The sequence below is a fragment of the Kribbella capetownensis genome, assembly GCF_004331485.1.
Lineage (GTDB): Bacteria > Actinomycetota > Actinomycetes > Propionibacteriales > Kribbellaceae > Kribbella > Kribbella capetownensis.
In genome coordinates this window covers 1-16911 of sequence record NZ_SJKD01000017.1, presented here as the reverse complement: position 1 = coordinate 16911, position 16911 = coordinate 1, and the positions used below count along the sequence as shown (strand labels likewise).

Here is a 16911-nt window from a genome sequence, read left to right as displayed (position 1 = left end):
GCCCCGAGTTCATCCCCAGATGCATCCCCAGCGGCGGGTCTTGCAGCGAACCTGCCGGGGCTCGACTGAAGATCCGCCGAAGTCCAGCCAGAGGACATCTCGCACTCCCAGCGAAGCGATCGCTCCGGGCGCGAAATCAAGCCCACCAGCGCCTCGGCCGTGGCACCAGGCAACCTTCTGATCCGTGGGAGGCTGCCCACGCACACGTCACGCCTCGCCGGACCGGAGCCCTGCCGCGGGAGTTGTAGCTACTTGCTCGACGTGCCCGGTCGTTGAGGGCCGACGTGGCGCGCGTGGTGCAGCGGATCCGCTCAACCGGGCTGCCACCAACAGCTGGTCGTAGCCCGCGAGCAAGACCCTAGGCCACAACGGTATTGGGTCAGTCGATCAATCCAATCAACCGCTTGAGGCGGCAAGCATCCTGCGGACAGCGGCCGGTCCCGGTCGTGGCGAACATGCGGCCCCGGCCTGACACGCACCCTCGCGACGGGTCGACGAGCAAGACATCGAACCACGGTGCTGCGGATTAAAAGGCTGCCCGTCTGCGTCGACTCTGGCATCTCTAGGCGTCAGACCTGACTCCACGGACCCCGGTGGAAGGCAGCGGCCGCGCTATTTGACTCCACTTCGCGTCACGAACCGTGTCACGGCCGGCAGCAAGCAATCCAGTGAAGGTGCGAGTTTCGCTGCCTCGTCGTTAGCGAAGTCGACGCGTCCTGGAGCGGGCACCCGCGCGGCGCCCATATCCCCACTCGTGGGCGAGCGAGTACAGGTGGTCGATCAGCACCTTGGCCGCCGCAAGCCAAAGCAAGTGAATCAGAGTAGCTCCTCGCGCGGACACAGCCGCCCGCGTAGTCCGCCAATCGATCGCCTCAGCACCATTGTCCGGCGGTTGTCTGTCCCGACCCGTACGCTGGACTGGTTTCGTCCGGGGAGTCGAGCCGCGGGCTCGGACGGGTGAAGAGAGGAGATTCCTATGGCCTACGAGCTCATCATTCCGGCGAGGTTTCTCGCCGCCTTCGCCGCTGGAGAGATCTCTCTCATGTCCACCGCGGCCGGCGCAACCACCACCTTGGTTATGGGCGGTCAAATCGTGGGCGTCGCAACGCTGGCTGAGGTTGGGGGGACTGCCACCGCGAGCGTTGTTGTCGGCGCTGGAGGTGCCGGCGCTGCCGGAGCCGGTGCAGTGGCCGCGTCCACGCTCGTCTGGCCTGTAGTCATCGCCGTCACCGGTGTGGCGCTCATCGGCACGGTGGTCTGGTGGCTGCGCCGGGCAAAGAAGGCCCGCGTCGTTCAAGCCGACACCGCCTTCATCCGGTTCGAGAGCACATCGCAGGAAGCCACCGAAGCGCTCCGGCGAGCCCAGGCCATAGTCGACGCTGAGTACAGCCAAGCGATTGACGCGCCGCGTGTGGAGATGAGGGGCACGGCGCTGGAGACGAGGGACGTCTGAATCCCAGCGAGGCCCATGCCGCCTGCGAAGCAGCGGCGGCAACGAACGGAACAATGCGATGGCGCCTGAGCTGCTCGCTACCCGGTAGGCCCGACACACCAATCGTCGCGTCCGACCTGGTGGCCTGAGCCAAACGACCGCGAGTTAGCTCCGACCAACGTCAAAGTCCCGCTGAGCCAGCGGGAAGCGTACTGGTAAGGAGAGGCTGGAAGGCGACGAAGCGTTCAGAGTCGATCGTTCCGAGCGCTGGTCTGGCCGATAGGAGCAACCGTTCAAAACGGACGCTCCGTTGGTCGTCATGATCGATTCCCAACGCCCGATACTCCGGTCGATCGCGGTCGGGTCCTCGATCATCTGCTGCGCGGGCGTGCTGGCGACGCCGGGGCTACTTGCCGCGCACGACTTCGGCCGCCCCACCGATCAGGTCGGCCACCAGCCCGAGAACTAGGTCGCACTCCGCAACGACGTCGCCGGGTGAGCGGTGGTGCCGTTTCACAGACGTGCTTCGCGGATCGACGTAGTCCAGGCGATGCACGATGTCGTTACGCGCGACGAAGAACCCGCTGAGGCTGGCTATCCGCTTCGTGTCGACCGTCTTGTTCGGAATGCCCAAGAGGTCCTTGACACGGTCCTTCAGATCGTCGGTCCCCTGGTAGCTCGCCTTGGTCTTTGCCTCGGCGTAGAGGTCGATGAACTTCGCTCGCGGATTGGGATCCTTGAGCGCCGCCCGGAACTCATCGGCGCGCCTGGCGCTCTCCTCGTCCAGATAAAGGTCGAACTTCTTGGCCGCCGTGGACCCAGGGCGGTCGACGAGAACCCGGAGGCATTCGCCGACCAGCGTGTGACAGGACGCGTCTAGCCCGCTCGAAGTGAATACGAGGGCCGCCCGCAGCAGATCGAGTTCATCGCGGCCGAGGCGGCCTTGCGCGTTCGCGCGACTTGTGACTGTCTTCTCATGCACGACGTTGAACGAGTCGAGGAGTCCACTGACGCTCTCGTGCGTGGCCTCCAGGTACTTGCGAGCCCTCCGGACCTCGGGGCACCTGCCAGTGGGCGCTGCGGGAAGCGCCCCGAGTGCAAACTGCTGCACAGCCATGTAACCACCCGTCGCTTGTTAGACCTCCGGCGATGGTAGACGCTCGCCCTGACAAACGTGGGGCCGATTCACCCGCGTCAGGCGACCCGCTTGATCTGGCTTCCGCGGCGCCGGTGATACGCCGCCCTCACGGCGACGGCGGGCCTCGAGAATCCGCGGCGGGCGCGACCTCCGAGGTTCCGCAGATCCCGCAGATGGCGCCCGACGCTCGCGGGTCAGGGCTCAGCCCCGTTGTCCGGCGGTTGCCGACCCCGACCCCCGCGGCACCGAGGAACACGGAGCCACGACATGCGGCACACTCGTTCTATGGCGCTGTTTGAACTGACCAGTGACGGCGAGCTAGCGGTGGTTCCGTCGACCAACTTCGCTGCTGAGATGGTGCTGGAGCGAGCTGACTTACAACGTGCGTTGCGCGACCGGATTGAACTCCTGGATCCAGATCTGCTCGTGGTTGCCGAGGAGTTCGGCGACTTCGCGGACGTGCGTCGGCGGATTGATTTGCTATGCGTCGACCACGGTGGACAGTTGGTCGTCGTGGAGCTGAAGCGCACGGAAGACGGCGGCCATATGGAGCTCCAAGCTCTCCGGTACGCCGCGATGGTCTCCACGATGACGTTCGACCAGTTGGCCAACACATACGAGCGCCATCTGCGCCAAACTGCTCCCGATCAGGCCAAGGAGGCGCGGCAGCGCCTCGCCGAGTTCTTGGAGGACGTAGGCGGCGAGGATGCGATCCTCGAGCGACGTGTCCGAATCATGCTCGTCTCCGGTGGTTTCGATCCGCAGATCACGACGACGGTGCTGTGGCTGAATGACATCTATGGGCTCGACATCACATGCATCCGACTAACTCCATATCGGGTCGATGACCGCCTTCTGCTGGACGTTCAGCAAGTGATCCCACTGCCAGAGGCTGAGGAGCTCATGGTTCGGCTGCGCGAGCGAGAGTCGGCGGTTCGCGCTGCCGCCAGCAGCAGTGGCGCCGACTGGACGCAATACATCATCAAGACGCCGACGGGTGACTCTCAACCGCTTCGCAAGCGACGCGCCGTACTCGCCCTGGTTCAGGCGCTTCGCATGGCTGGCGTGCCGTCGGAGGAAATCGAGGCGGTCATCCCGGGCCGCAGGTTCCTGGCAGTCGACGGCAGCCTTGCAGGATCAGACCTCGTCGACGCGTTCGTCAAGACACACGCTCGTGCACGAGGAAATGAGCGTCGCTGGTTCCTCGACGAACCAATTCCTGACGACACTCGGACATGGGTGCTGAGCAAGATGTGGGGAACAAACACACTGCCCACGCTGGATGCGTTGGTATCGCTCGCACCCACTACTGGCTATGGATATGAAGCAGCGTCCGAGTAAGAGTCATTCCTCCCTCGCAAGCGATCGTCGAGAATCTCTGCGTACGGGCCAAGTGAGACATCGCAGCAGCCTGGGCCGCCCAGGCGGCGTGGAGGTGAAACGCGTGACGCGCAAGGACGTAATGACCGACCGTATCCGGGCGCTTGTCGCCGGGTTCGATCGCTACCTCGCTGTCTACGACGGCACGGTTCCATTCAGCGGTGTTCAGTTGTCCGCTCATCGCGCTGCCTTGCAGGCCCGGCACGCCGCCGGGTCAGCGGCCGACGCAGCCCGCGACCCCGAGTTCGCTCGAGTGTTGCGGGGAACCCTCCTCGCTTGGGGACTCGGTGTTCGCGCCTCCCGGCTCGCTGAGGAATCCGAGTTCGCTGCCGCGCTCACGGCGGCGGCGCCGCTGCTCGCGGTCCTCGATGGGCTCAGAATCGACCAACAGACTCTGCCGACGGACCTCGACGAGCAGCTATGGCGGCTCATCGACGGGCTCGGGGTGGTCGCCAATGACGCGAAAATCGTCGCCGGCACCAAGACGCTCCATCATCTGTTGCCGGACCTGGTTCCTCCAATAGACCGCGAGTGGATCGGAAGGTTCTTCTCACTTCACGCTCCAGAATGGCAAGGCCACCAGCAGCGGGCCACCTTCCTGCGCCTGTTCCGCGCCTACCGTGACGTTGCAACACAGGTCGACCTAGACGCCGAACTAACCGGTCAGCCGTGGCGGACCGGTCTGGCGAAGCTGCTGGACAACGGCGTGATTGGCTACTGCAAGGCCGAACTCGCCTCCGGCACCAGCCGCCCGCTCGGCCAGGTCCAGCAGCCGGGGCGGCCCATGCCAGCGACACCGACTCCAGTACTCCGCTTCACGGTGGCGGGGCTACCACCCGCTAAGAACACCGCGACGTCGTTGCTGTCCGCCAGCCACGAGCACGCCCCACGGGTTCGTGCCCTGCTGGCCGCAGCCGAGGTTGCGTTGACCGCTGAGCCCCAGTTCACCCCGATCGAGGCCGGCCGCCGGGTCGCGCTGGAGGTGCGCATGCGGCTGGCGGCCGGGATCGAGGGATGGGACGCCACGAACTATTTGGGCGGAATCGGTGATGTGCTGGAGGACAAATCGTGCCGCGGAGTGTCCGTGGACCACCTCGGGGCACTGGCCGGAGTCTGGTTGTTCCACAACGACCGGCAGATCAAGCAGCTGAAGTGGGTCGAGGACACTCCGACCGGCCCCGAAAGTAGCTACGTCGTCACGGTGCGGTTACTGCCGGCCTGACGAACCGAGGAACACGCGCCTCCGGACCGCCTTTCCGAAGCGAACCGACGACCTTCTCATTACGAGGAGGAATGACACCGCCACATCTGGCCTCTACCAGCAACTTTGCCATCGTTCGCTTCGCACCACAGCAACACATCTCGCAGGAGTTAACGCCACTTCGCACCACGATCCGCACCACGCGCGGCGTTCAGCCGCGGATCTCGCCGTCGTACGAGCCGCACTGCAGAAGAACTATCCACACTGGACGATCGAGGCCGACGACTACTGAAGCTCGCCGGGCCAAAGACCCTGAATTGCGCATTGCGCATCGCGTCAGCCTCTCGCCGGCGCTGCTATCTGCGAGGATGCCGCCATGTCTTCCACGGCTGACAGCCTCCTCGCACAGATCGAAGCTGGCGTGCTGGACAGTTCGGTGCCGCTGTCGTCGCTGCTCCAGAACGTCATCGTGCTCGGTGGCAAAGCTGGATCGGAGAAGATGCGCGAGTGGGCTCGGCACGAGCTCAACGGCTACCTCGATGGCATCGACGTCCCCCGGTACCGTCAGCTGGCGGTACCCGTGTTCGCGCGGATCACCAACCGCTCCGGCTACAACGGGCTGACGCAGCGCATCCCTGCGTCCATGTTGCCGAAGGCGATCAATGATGCGGTGGACATCGAGCGGCTGAACCTAGGTACGGGAATCGGTGAGATCGAGGCCTTGATTGCCGAAGCGGAGAAGGGTGGAGAGCCGACGCGAATGAGTCCACCGTTCGGTGACGTGCTGGCCGAGTATCTCAACGAGAACGGCGTCGACGCGGTCAGCCGGGTAGCGATGGTCTACTGGGACGTGCCGCTGTCGACCCTGCAAGGTGTGTTGGTGAAAGTGCGCACCGCCCTCGCCGAACTGGTCGCCGAGCTGGCCGTACTCACTCCAGAAGGCCAGGAGACGCCGACCAAGGCTGCGGCTGACCAGGCGATGCAACTCGTCTTCACAGGTGATCCCACGGTGTACGTCACGCATCAGCAGACTGACAGCGGCACCAACATCGCCGCGCCGGGGGCGGAGTCGGCAACGGTCGCGTCAGGAAGCACGGCGGTCGGTAGTCAGACGGCGAACGGCAAGGACTCGACAGTCGTCGGAGCCCAGGTCGTGCACGGTAACGACGCAACGGTGACTGGGCGCGACAGCGCACCATCCGCCGTGCCGGCGGAAACGGAGGGTTTCTGGGGCAGGCTGCGGAAGCGCGGGCTGCTGGTCGCTCTCTTCACAGTTGTGGGCGGGATCGCCGGTGTACTGGCGTGGATCGGCTGGAAGCCCTGGTAGTGAGTAAGTGGCAAAGCACTCATAGCACCTGACGTGAGATCTGTTATCGGTCCCCTACGGACACCGAAGTCAAGCCACCGCTTTACAAGTGCGAGGGTCTGCCTGGGCGGGGCCGTCTATAGGCGGAAACCGTTGCATCGAGGCTGTCTCCGCTGCCAGATCTGCCATGGGATGACTGGGCTTCATTGACAGATCCATTGACAGACCGCTGGTCCTACTCGGCAACTTCGATCCATCTCGCCATGCGTCGGCGTACGTCAGCTTGGCTGTGCCTCGTTTCGGTCCGCGCCGGCGATACGCCAACCTGTGGGGCCGGTCACCTGCCAGGTAGGAAGGCGGTCACGCGGGCAGCGCGCACAAGGTGCACATGGGAGTAGAGCACACGTTGGGCGAGCTTCGTATAGGTCAAGCCGGCGGACCGCCTCTCAAACGGAGGCGCACTGCGAAACCTTCAGCAGACCGCTCGTCAAGGCGACCGCTCCTTCGCGACGGGGCACCGCAGCCTCGGCCCCTTGTGACGGGTTCTCGGCGCTACCGCACTGGCTGCATGTCTTCACCGCGCAGGAGCTGCCGTTCAAGCGGCGTCCTGCCTCGGCAGCGCTCAACCCGATGGCTGCCGCGGCACCCATCGCGGCGGTCGCCTCAAGCCGGCGAAGACTAAGCAGATCGCGAAGCCCGCCACCGCCAAGAACGCGGCCAGATTGACGAACGCTTAACAGTGGCGCCAGGCTGACCAGACCGACCTGTGCCGTCTGAATGGTTATAACTCACGGATCTCTCCTCGCTCGTCACTGGCCGCAGCGGCAATGCATAAACGAGCGTCTGACTGAAATACCTGCTGATCAGCCAGAAATGGGGCGGGCTAGCGTCAGCCCTTTCCAGAGGTTGCTCCCTGCCCCATTCTGGATGTGAGATGTGAACGTGCCGTGGTGTGGTGTCGGCATCGGGAGCGCTGGGGGTAAGGAACTGGTGGCTTTGGACGCTGTTGGCGGCGGCCCGCCGGTGGTGGAGGTAGTGACGAGGACGACGCGGATATGTGCGCGCCAGTCCTGGGGAGCTGGTTGACAAGGCTGCGGACCAGCTCAAACACCTTGACGAGCTCCCGATCGCTCCGAAGCCGGCGGATTCAGCTCAGATCAAAACTACATCCTCGATTGCGATGAGCCCGATAAGGGGGGTCATGAGACTGATTGGGCAGCTTGTAAGCGAATCTGATGGTGGGCCGCTTGGGGGGTTCAACGTTTGTGGCTACGCGTACGGTGGCGACGACGAGATCCTGTCGCTCGGCTACGGGACCGCAGACGAGGACGGCTCATTCTCGCTGGAAGCAGGTTGGTCGGAGACGTCGCCGACTGGGGACTTCCTGCGGCTGCGATTTGAGGTGCTCGACGGACGCCTCGACCTGATCCATGCCCTGGAACAGGAGATCACAATTGATTCGCCAGATTCGCCGGTCACCGTCACAGTTGTTGTTCCGTTCGCTCTTCCGCGTGAGGCGGCCGAGCCTCCGGAGATCAGGACCGACGTCGCCAGGCTTCGGGTCGTGCCTGAACAGGTGACGGTGGCGCTGGGCGCTCGGCTCGTGCTGCTCGCCGAGGCGCAGGACGGCGGCGGCGTTCCGGTGGATGGTGTGCGAATGGGGTGGAGGGCCCAAGATGCCGACGGACAGGAAGTCCCCGTGTCCACCGGTGGGGAGTTCGTTGGCCGGTTGCCCGGCGTGTACAGGATCACTGCGAGCGGCGGCGGGAGAGAAGGGGCGGCGGAGGTGACTGTCCGCGGCCCTGGCGCCACGCCATCGGCCACGGCGCTGGCGGCTGAGGATGGTGAGGTCGGCCCGAGGTGGAACGATGGTAATGCGGCGTCTGCGGTCGCGCCGGTTAACCGGGTTGGCCGCCCATCCGGCCCGTCTGCGAGCGCGCTGCAAGGCCGCCCCTGGTTGGGCCTGCGGCGCGCTGAGCTGATGGAGGCGGTTACCGTCGGCAGTGCCAATTTCACGTTCTCGGCGCCGATTCTCAGGCTTGAGGGCCGGGGGATGGATCGGCGGCTGGATCTGACCTACAACTCCCGCTTGTGGAACCGCATCGAAGATCAGATCGACTTCGATGTCGATCAGGGCTGGCCTGCGCCGGGCTGGTCGCTTGGCTTCGGACACATCGTGCGGCTTGGGCGGCAGGGCAGCATGCTGGTCGACGCGGACGGCACCCGCCATCCATACGAAGTGGTGCGCATGGAAGGCAATCAGGACCGCCGGCTCGAGTTCACCGGGCGCACGACCGATGGCAGCTTCATCGACTATCAGCACATCGATGATTTTTCGGGCGGATTCCAATGGGCGCAGGCGCGGTATCCGGACGGGATGACAATCGAGTACACCGCCCGCGGCCACGACCATGTGCGCCCGGTGATAGGCACGGTTACCCCGAGCTGGGGTGTACTGTTCCCGACGCGCGTCACTGACGCGAGCGGCAATGTCATCACGATCGGCTACCGGAACAACGTCGGCCCGGAGATCGATACGATCGTGGACACGCTCGGCCGGACGATCAATTTCCATTACGAGGCCGCTGGCTTGGGCCAGCTGACCGCCATCACCGGTCCTGGACTGGACGGCACACGTCGCACGCTGGTTCGGCTGAACTGGGTTCGCATGCGGCTCGAGCCGGCCTTCGCCGGACTCGAGATAGTACGCCGCGACCGCCGCGACCCGCTGGTCCTGCGGGCCATCTACTATCCGGGTGACGCGACCGGCTACTGGTTCGGGGATCCATGGACCTATTCCGCCTACGGGATGGCGACCCGGGTGACGCGCCATCGTGGGATGGGGTTTGACAACGCTTCGCTCACGCAGGCGGGGTCGATCATCCCGGGAACCATGACACAGCAGCGTAGCTACAACTACCCACTCGCCGCCGATCCGGCGCTGACCGATGTGCCGACGTATACGACGATGACCGAGACCTGGGACGGCATGGATTCTCCGGCGGCGGTGACTCGGTTCGCCGGCCAGCCTGACGCCAGTCCGCGCCGCGTGGAGGCTACCTACCCGAACGGAACCCGAACCGTCACCCTCGCGTATAACAGGCCGGGACAATTTGATGATGGGTTGCCCTACCAGCAGGAAGTCTACGACGGCGGCCAGCTCGTGCAACTCACCACGAACATCTGGCAGCAGGGCGACTACCGATCACCCCGGCTCAGCCGGGTCGAAGCAACACGCGGCCGCAACCTGATGACCGCAACAGAGTATGACTACGGGCCCTACAACCGCGTGACGGAGATCCGCGAGCTCGATTTTGGCGGAACCGCCGTGCTGCGCCGCACCCGGACTGAATATGCACAGAACCCCGGCTATCTAGCGCGCCACATTTTCGCACTTCCGACAGTCGTCGAGGTCTTCCACGGCACTGACCCGCTGCCGACGGCCCGCACAGAATACGTCTACGACTCCCAGCCGCTGCGGGATACGCCCGGCGTCGCCGGTCACGCCCAGACCCACAACCCATACGCACCGCGGGTCTGGGTGCCATCCCACGATGAGCTCATTTGCATCGAGGACCAGCACGGTATTGAGCGGTGCCGGACGATCCACCATGCCGGCTACTGGCAGACCGAATACGACACTCGGACAGAGTTTCGCGGCAATCTTACTGAGATCCGCCGGTACGCCAATCCCTTCCAGCCTCGCGACCCGGTGATCGAGCGGCGGACCTACGACATCACCGGCAACCTCGTCTCGGCCGAGAGTGGCCGCTGTGAGCGCTCAGCGTACGAATACACAATAGCGACGCAGTATGCGTACCCGGAGCGCCAGGTGCACGGCCCGGCCTCGCCGGCGTCAGCCCAGATTCTGACCAGCACCACCTACGACTTCGGGACAGGGCTTGCCACATCGACCACCGACTCCAACGGGCGCACGACGCAAGCTTCATATGAGCCCAGCAGCCTCCGCCCCCAGCTGATCATCTGGCCGACCGCCGCGATGACCGCTTTCGGCTACGACGATGAGCAAGTGGCTGTCACCCAGACCACCCGGGCCGCTGACGGCTCCCTCGCCGGTCAGCAGACCACCGTGCGCAACGGCCTCGGACTCGTCAAGCGAGAGGCAACCCTTACCGACATCCAGAGGTTTGAGAACCCGGAGCTGGGCGAACTCACGGTCGACGTCGTCGATATTACCGACAGGCAATACGACGCGCTCGGTCGGCTCTGGAGACAGAGCAGGCCATATCGAAACGGCCACGTTCCCGTGTTCACCGAGATGTTGCGCGACAGTTTGGGCCGAGTCACCCACACTCGCGCAGGCGACGGCAGCGAGACATCGGCCTTCTACGACGAGCGTCCGCGACCCGACGACGCGCCTCCCACCTCGGCAGGCGCGTACACGACCCGCTTGGTGGACGCCTGGGGCAGGCAGCGCTGGACATCGCACGATGCCCTTGGTCAACTGCAAGCCGTGGTCGAGCCCCATCCGGACAGCGACGGCTCAGTGCTCACGCCGGGGACCGCGGCCACGTACTACATCTACAACGCGCTCGGCCAAGTGGTGGGAATCGTTCAGCGCTCGCCAGCATCGCTGAATCAGATTCATTCGTTCGTCTATGACGGGCTCGGGCGTCTGACCCATCAGTTCGTGCCCGGACGCAGCCGCACGCTCACAGATGCTGGCGAGTACCGCGGGCCCGGGGCACGGTGGACTGATGTCTTTGCCTACACAGACGGCACACGTCTGGCGTGGTCGGTGGATGCGCGTGGCGTTCGGGTGGTCTTCGACTACGGCGACGATGGCCTGGGCCGGCTGCAAGGCGTGACTTATCAGCTCACCAGCGTCGGTCATCCAGCGAATCCAGATCCCGCCAACCCGCCGGAGCCCGCCTCGGCGGTCCGGTATGAGTATGTCCCCACCGGTGACCTGGCCCGACTGCTCCGCGTCACCACCGACGACGCGGTCGAAGAATTTGGGTACGACGACCACGGTCGGCTGGCTTCCAAGACGGTGACTCTTCCCGATCAGCCGCGCCGGCCCTTCGCCATCGACTACGGCTATGACGGTCTCGACCGCCTGCTCGGCATCACCTACCCCGCTCAGTACGGCACCAACGGCTCCCCGCGCAAACAGGTCGAACTCGAATACGACCTTGCGGGCCGGGTCCGGCACCTCACCTTAGATGGGCGGGATCAAGCCTCAGAGATCACCTACGCACCATGCGGGCTCCCTGCCAGCATGACCGTCGGCGCAGGCCGGCAGCCCATAACAGAGATCTACGAGTGCAACCCCGCCAACGGACTCCCGGCCAATCAGCGGATTCTCCGCGACGGCGAAACGCTGCTCGACCTGTCCAACGGTTACCAGCATCCGGGCCAGCCGGGTACCACCGGGCAACTCTTCCGCTTGACTGACAACCTCGACACACGCAGGACCACAACCTACGAATACGACACGCTTGGCCGGCTGCGGCAGGTGAGCGGCGGCCCCCCCGACTCGCCGCTGTGGAACCAGCTCTACACCTACGACCGCTACGGCAACCGCACCAACGTGGCCGCGTCCGGCACCGATCCCGACGGCGCACCCATGCCACCAGACGGCAAGGGCACCCTCAGCTTCAGCACACCGTTGCCAGATGGCCGCTCCCGGACCGACAACCGGATCACCAGCGCTGGCTACGCGTACGACGAGGCCGGCAACCTCACCCGCATGCAACGCTCCAACGGCGCCTGGCTGCGTTGCCACTATGATGCGCCCGGCCGCCTGGTGCGCGTCACCGACGACGCAGGCACCGCTCTGGAGACCTACACCTACGCTGCCGACAGGCGACGCATCCGCACCCGTAACGACCAAGCTGGCACTCAGATCCTCTACATCTGGCGCGCGGAGACAGTCCTCACTGAATACGAGCAAACCAGCCGACAGCCGCGTTGGTCCCGCGCCCTCGTCTACCTCGGCCAAAGGCTGCTCTGCACGCACACGCGAGTCGACGCCATCCGGGGCTCACCCGCCGGCCGCCCGGCAAACGGCGCGGGGGAACTCGTCCGGTACCACCACCCTGGCCGTCTGGGCACCCGCCTCATCACGACACCCGAGACCGGAGAAATCGCAGAACTTGTCACACTTCCTTACGGCACGCGCCTGCACGGCGACCGTATCCCCGCCAGAACGCCGATATTCACCAGCTACGACCGCAGCCCGATCACTGACCTTGATTATGCCGTCAATCGACATTACGACCCAAGGCTGGGGCGCTTTCTTCAACCCGATCCGCTGGGTATGACCGCAATACAACTGGGCCAACCGCAGGGCAACAATGCGTACACGTACACGGAGTCGGATCCGATAAACCGGCTTGACCCGGCGGGACTTAGGTGGATAGAGGGTGTGTGGATAGATGACGGCGTTCTGATCGGGGACGAAATCCTCGTCGAAGGACGGCCATTATCTCCTGGGAGAGCGGGTGACTCTCCCGACGAATCCGCGCGCGAAGCCATGCGCGGGGAGGGTCGAGACCGCGGCGAAGCTGGCCGGGGTGCCAGCATCGATGGGCCTGTCGAGATCCTTGAAGCGGGCCTGGGTAACGCTGGGCGCATCATCGCTGTGATTGCGCGGCTCTTGTCGGCCTACTTCCACCCGTTCACTCCACTCGACCCTTCAGAGTTACCGAGGCCATCTGCGCCGCAGAGTTACCAGTTTGATGCCGAGCGTGCGGCGGAAGAGGCAGCGCGGAGACGTGGCGCCGGCGGCCCGCCGCCCGGTGGCACAGGCGTCACCCTGATCATCTCTTTCCATCCAGGCATATACCGACTCGGCGCTCGTCTCGATTCCCTGGTGAGGCCCGGTTCGGCTGACTCGACCCTCTATTGAAAACCATCGGAATTCGCGGAGGCGACAACAGGATGTCCCGGTCGTCTTGGAATGCTTCGTCACGTGACGGCGATCCCGATCCACAGAAGCTTCGAGCTCGTAACCGCAGGCTGCCCACCCACCTCCCGATCACGCTTGCCTGTGCGGGCGGGCCTGGCTGCCTAAGAACCCGCGGGCTCAGTTCGACTTCACCCCCGGGCGGTCCGTTCGCCGCGGCACCTTCACCGCCGAGAACGCCTTGATCAACCAGATCCGCGACCATCGTCGGGGAGCACCGGGGGCAGGTTCGACGTCACCCACTGAAATCACCAATCCAGTGCCGTTCACCTCGGTCGCCACCGCCGGCGAGATCCTCGCCAAGGTTCGACTCGTCCAGACCAACATGAGGAATCTGCTCGAACAACGCCATGTAGAGGCAACAGAATCATGGAAAGCGACAGGTCCGGCAACCCGATTGCAGCATCGTCGCCGCGCTCCGCAAATATCGAGCTAATAGCAAACCGCAGATTTACAAGTGCGAGGGCCGTCATATGCGAGCGTGTCTCAGTCGGGATCTTCTTGCGCCTGCCCTGTCTGCAGTGCCTGATCTGCCCGAAATGCCTGGGGTTCATTGACAGAGCCACTGACAGCCGAGTCGCTGCTCCCGCCCGGGGTCGGGTCCAGCGCAACGACCTGGACCGCCGCGCGGATCTTCGATCCTTCACACAGCTGAGAGAGACTCGGCGGCTGGCCTCCACCACCCACGCCATGCAGCTCAACCATCCTGGGATCCTCCTCGTCTATCTGCCGTCAGAGGCACTACCCGTGCCTGCCCGGTAACTGTCTCATCGGTTTCGGAGGCTAGATACGATTGAAGCTCGCGATGTCGAAACTGCGTCGCGAACCCTGACATGCGAAGCAGGCCCGCAGCATACCCCCAGTCGAGAAAGTCCATTAGCGCGCGCGGAAGATCGTTCGTCCGCCTCTTGTTTATTAGAGCAAGCAGATAATGGGGGTACCAGCCAACTGCGCCGGACGCGACGAATCCCAGGGTTGGCCCGGCTATTAGAGCGTCAACAATCGCCATGGCATAATGATTTGCAGCAATGTCCACGATAACAACATAGAATCCAATCGGGATGGCGAATAAGATCATGGTCCTTACCGCCTGACGATACGGCTCGCTCGGAGTTCCGGCGGACCCATGAATGGCTTTCATGCTTGCCGCCAGACCAGCAATCAATCCTAAAACTGGCCCAATTATGACCCCGCCTACGATCGAGACGACCACGGCGGCCAATGCTTCAACTAGCATTATCTTAAGGCTTGGCATATCCTTTTTGTTTGCAGCCAACAAGACAGGTACGAGAAGTATGGCGCAAATAAATGGGCCTGCCAGCAACCCTTCTTTAACATTGCGCCACAATCGCACCCGGGTCTGCCGGGTGCGTAGTTGACTCAAGTCAACACGAATAAGGAAACGCCCAGGAGCAAAGAAGGCAAGAGTCGCGCCGTATGCGATTACCAAGCTCTGTAGTATCACTGCGGCAATGATATCCAGGCGGGCAGCTTGAACACTGAGCAGAATATCCGTGAGCGCCCATGGAAGAGCGAGCATCAGTACGGCCAATACCGCCGCACGGATGCGTATTTTCCAGCCTGGCGGATTGCCGATAGATCTCCACAGGTCCTCAATCTGGAAATCGGTACTAGAGCGCCCCTGGCGGCCCATGATAGCCAAATGCGACGCGATGGTCCGGAACCATCGGACCACATCCTCCGCAGCGTACCGATCGCCATTCGGGCGGGACCGGTGCTCAACGACCGCAGGCAACAGTTGCCGGAGAATGTGATGATCGAGATCGCGCCTCCGGAGGTCGCAAAGAGTTTTTGGGCGGCTCGCCGGATCCCGGTAGACCGTGACGGCCAGATACAGCCGGAGCGGCGATGACAGAGATCGTGACAATCGGCCAATGGGATGAGAGCGTATATTGGAAGTTACTGCGCGCCATCGCGCCCGGTCGGCGTCGTGCGGAAATCGGTACTCAATCCAGTCAACGATCTCGTTGGCGCTCAGAGGCTGCAACGTTATAGCAGTCGCATCTTCGAGCGGCTTGGCGTCGGAAAGACCGGTGTCGACTAGTTGTGAATATCGAGCCGTTCGGCATGTCACCACTACCGGAGGCAGACTAGGCCCGACCGCGATGTTCAGGGCAGCAAGGACCTGGCCCGATCGGCCGGTTTGATCATCTTCAGGATCCATCTCATCGAGCCCGTCAAGGATTGGGATTACCCAGCCTTTGCGAACTAAGGCAGCCGCGGTCGCAGAGTCGGCGTTATAGATCTTAACGAAGTGCGCGATGATCCATTTGTCAAGCTCCTTGCGGACTTCACCATTTACTGTCTCTTTGGTTCTGAAGGTGGGTAGGCTGAGCCGAACCGGAACTTTTACTGCTGAATCGTCGTGACCGCTGTCAAGAGTTGCTGCTGCCAGGTCGAGTAGCAGGCGGAGGACGAGGACCGTCTTTCCAGCGCCCGCCTCTCCTAGTACGACCAGTCTGCCACGGTTCAAAAGCCCGTAGTATTCTGCAACCGTCGAAAGGGAGCCCGTATCAGGTCCACCGTCGGAACGCCATCGGATCGCTTGAGAAGGCGGCTTCGTATAGGCCAGGTCTGCTGGCCGAGGCTCACCCGTATCTCCTAACAACTGTGCCAGAGCGCCGGCCTCAGTCGTGGCGATCGCGGTTACCAAGTTGCGAGCCTGCTGCCGAAGGTATGCAGGATCGTCTACTCGCGGCCTGGCTCTAAGTCCGTAGACCGTGAGCGCGAGTCCCATAACTCCCACGGGTAGAGCAAGCACGTTCGCTACGCCTGCTCCATCCGATCGGCTGGTGTGCGAGAGCAGCCACCAGGTGAGAGCCAGCAAGCCGATTGTGCCACCGAGTCCACTCGCCAGTGCTGATCGGTGCGTCCATCTCCGGGCTCTCACGCCACATCTCCAGCTTGGTCGACTTGGCGGGCGAGCAGACACCGCCTTGCAGTATGTGCAATAGATCGCGTTGCGTCGGCAAGACGTTACGCCATTCCCGGGACCGCTCGGGCGGCGCAGAACTTCACCGGAACGAGAGAGCCCTGCGCCCGCGGTGCAGTTGCTCGTCGTACGGCCGGCGCCGTAGGTGCGAGAGTTGCGCGCAGGTCGCGGCGGACGAGACTGGAGGGGACGGAAATTGGTTCTGCGGCGCCGACATCGGGCGGGTTGCTCCAAACCCGACAACCGCGGCGTGCCTCGGTTCGGACTCTCACCGACGCTCCGGCGGCCCGATCCAGATCGGACGTCCACAACGTGAGCGTCCGGGCGGCGCCTGCGGCGATGCCGCCCACGACGAGCTTGGCACTCAACGTGCCAGCCGGTCCGGGAGCAATGCCTTCGGTGAGTCCGATGATGTTGTCAGCCGCCTGGTCGACTCCGCGGACGATCTCCAACGCCAGTGAATCCACGTCGGGGACTGCCCCGGGATTAGTTGACTCGCGGGGTGTGGTGGTTCAGGCCGCGAGTGCGACCGGTTGAATCATCTCAAACTCGATGGGTGTGAGCTTGCCG

The 16911-nt window shown here is 63.8% G+C and carries 7 protein-coding genes; 5 read left to right on the top strand and 2 right to left on the bottom strand.

Going from position 1 to position 16911, the window contains the following annotated elements; all coding sequences use genetic code 11:
• Nucleotides 1–976 precede the first annotated feature (976 nt).
• Nucleotides 977–1453 carry a hypothetical protein gene (locus tag E0H75_RS41420; protein WP_131519220.1) on the top strand — a complete coding sequence of 159 codons (477 nt, stop codon included), beginning with the start codon at nt 977–979 and terminating at the stop codon, nt 1451–1453.
• 385 nt (nt 1454–1838) lie between these two features.
• On the opposite strand, the gene E0H75_RS41415 is transcribed toward E0H75_RS41420, so the two are convergent.
• Entirely contained in the window at nt 1839–2549 is a 711-nt protein-coding gene (locus tag E0H75_RS41415; RefSeq protein ID WP_131519219.1) for a hypothetical protein, read from the bottom strand.
• A gap of 306 nt (nt 2550–2855) precedes the next feature.
• Here E0H75_RS41415 and E0H75_RS41410 point away from each other — a divergent pair, with 306 nt between their 5' ends.
• The 4 genes from E0H75_RS41410 to E0H75_RS41395 all read left to right on the top strand — a co-directional run bounded on the left by E0H75_RS41410 (nt 2856) and on the right by E0H75_RS41395 (nt 13331).
• A complete protein-coding gene (locus tag E0H75_RS41410; RefSeq protein WP_131519218.1) occupies nt 2856–3911 on the top strand; it encodes a PDDEXK family nuclease in 1056 nt (351 codons plus the stop codon).
• A 121-nt stretch (nt 3912–4032) separates the two neighbouring features.
• On the top strand, nt 4033–5172 hold the full coding sequence (locus E0H75_RS41405; RefSeq protein WP_131519217.1) for a hypothetical protein: 1140 nt from the start codon (nt 4033–4035) through the stop codon (nt 5170–5172).
• Nucleotides 5173–5527: 355 nt separating this feature from the next.
• Nucleotides 5528–6478 carry an AbiTii domain-containing protein gene (locus tag E0H75_RS41400; RefSeq protein ID WP_131519216.1) on the top strand — a complete coding sequence of 317 codons (951 nt, stop codon included), beginning with the start codon at nt 5528–5530 and terminating at the stop codon, nt 6476–6478.
• Nucleotides 6479–7658: 1180 nt separating this feature from the next.
• Nucleotides 7659–13331, top strand: a complete 5673-nt coding sequence (locus E0H75_RS41395; RefSeq protein ID WP_165554444.1) for an RHS repeat domain-containing protein — start codon at nt 7659–7661, stop codon at nt 13329–13331.
• A gap of 754 nt (nt 13332–14085) precedes the next feature.
• On the opposite strand, the gene E0H75_RS41390 is transcribed toward E0H75_RS41395, so the two are convergent.
• Nucleotides 14086–16062, bottom strand: a complete 1977-nt coding sequence (locus E0H75_RS41390; RefSeq protein WP_165554442.1) for an NACHT domain-containing protein — start codon at nt 16060–16062, stop codon at nt 14086–14088.
• Nucleotides 16063–16911: the final 849 nt, after the last annotated feature.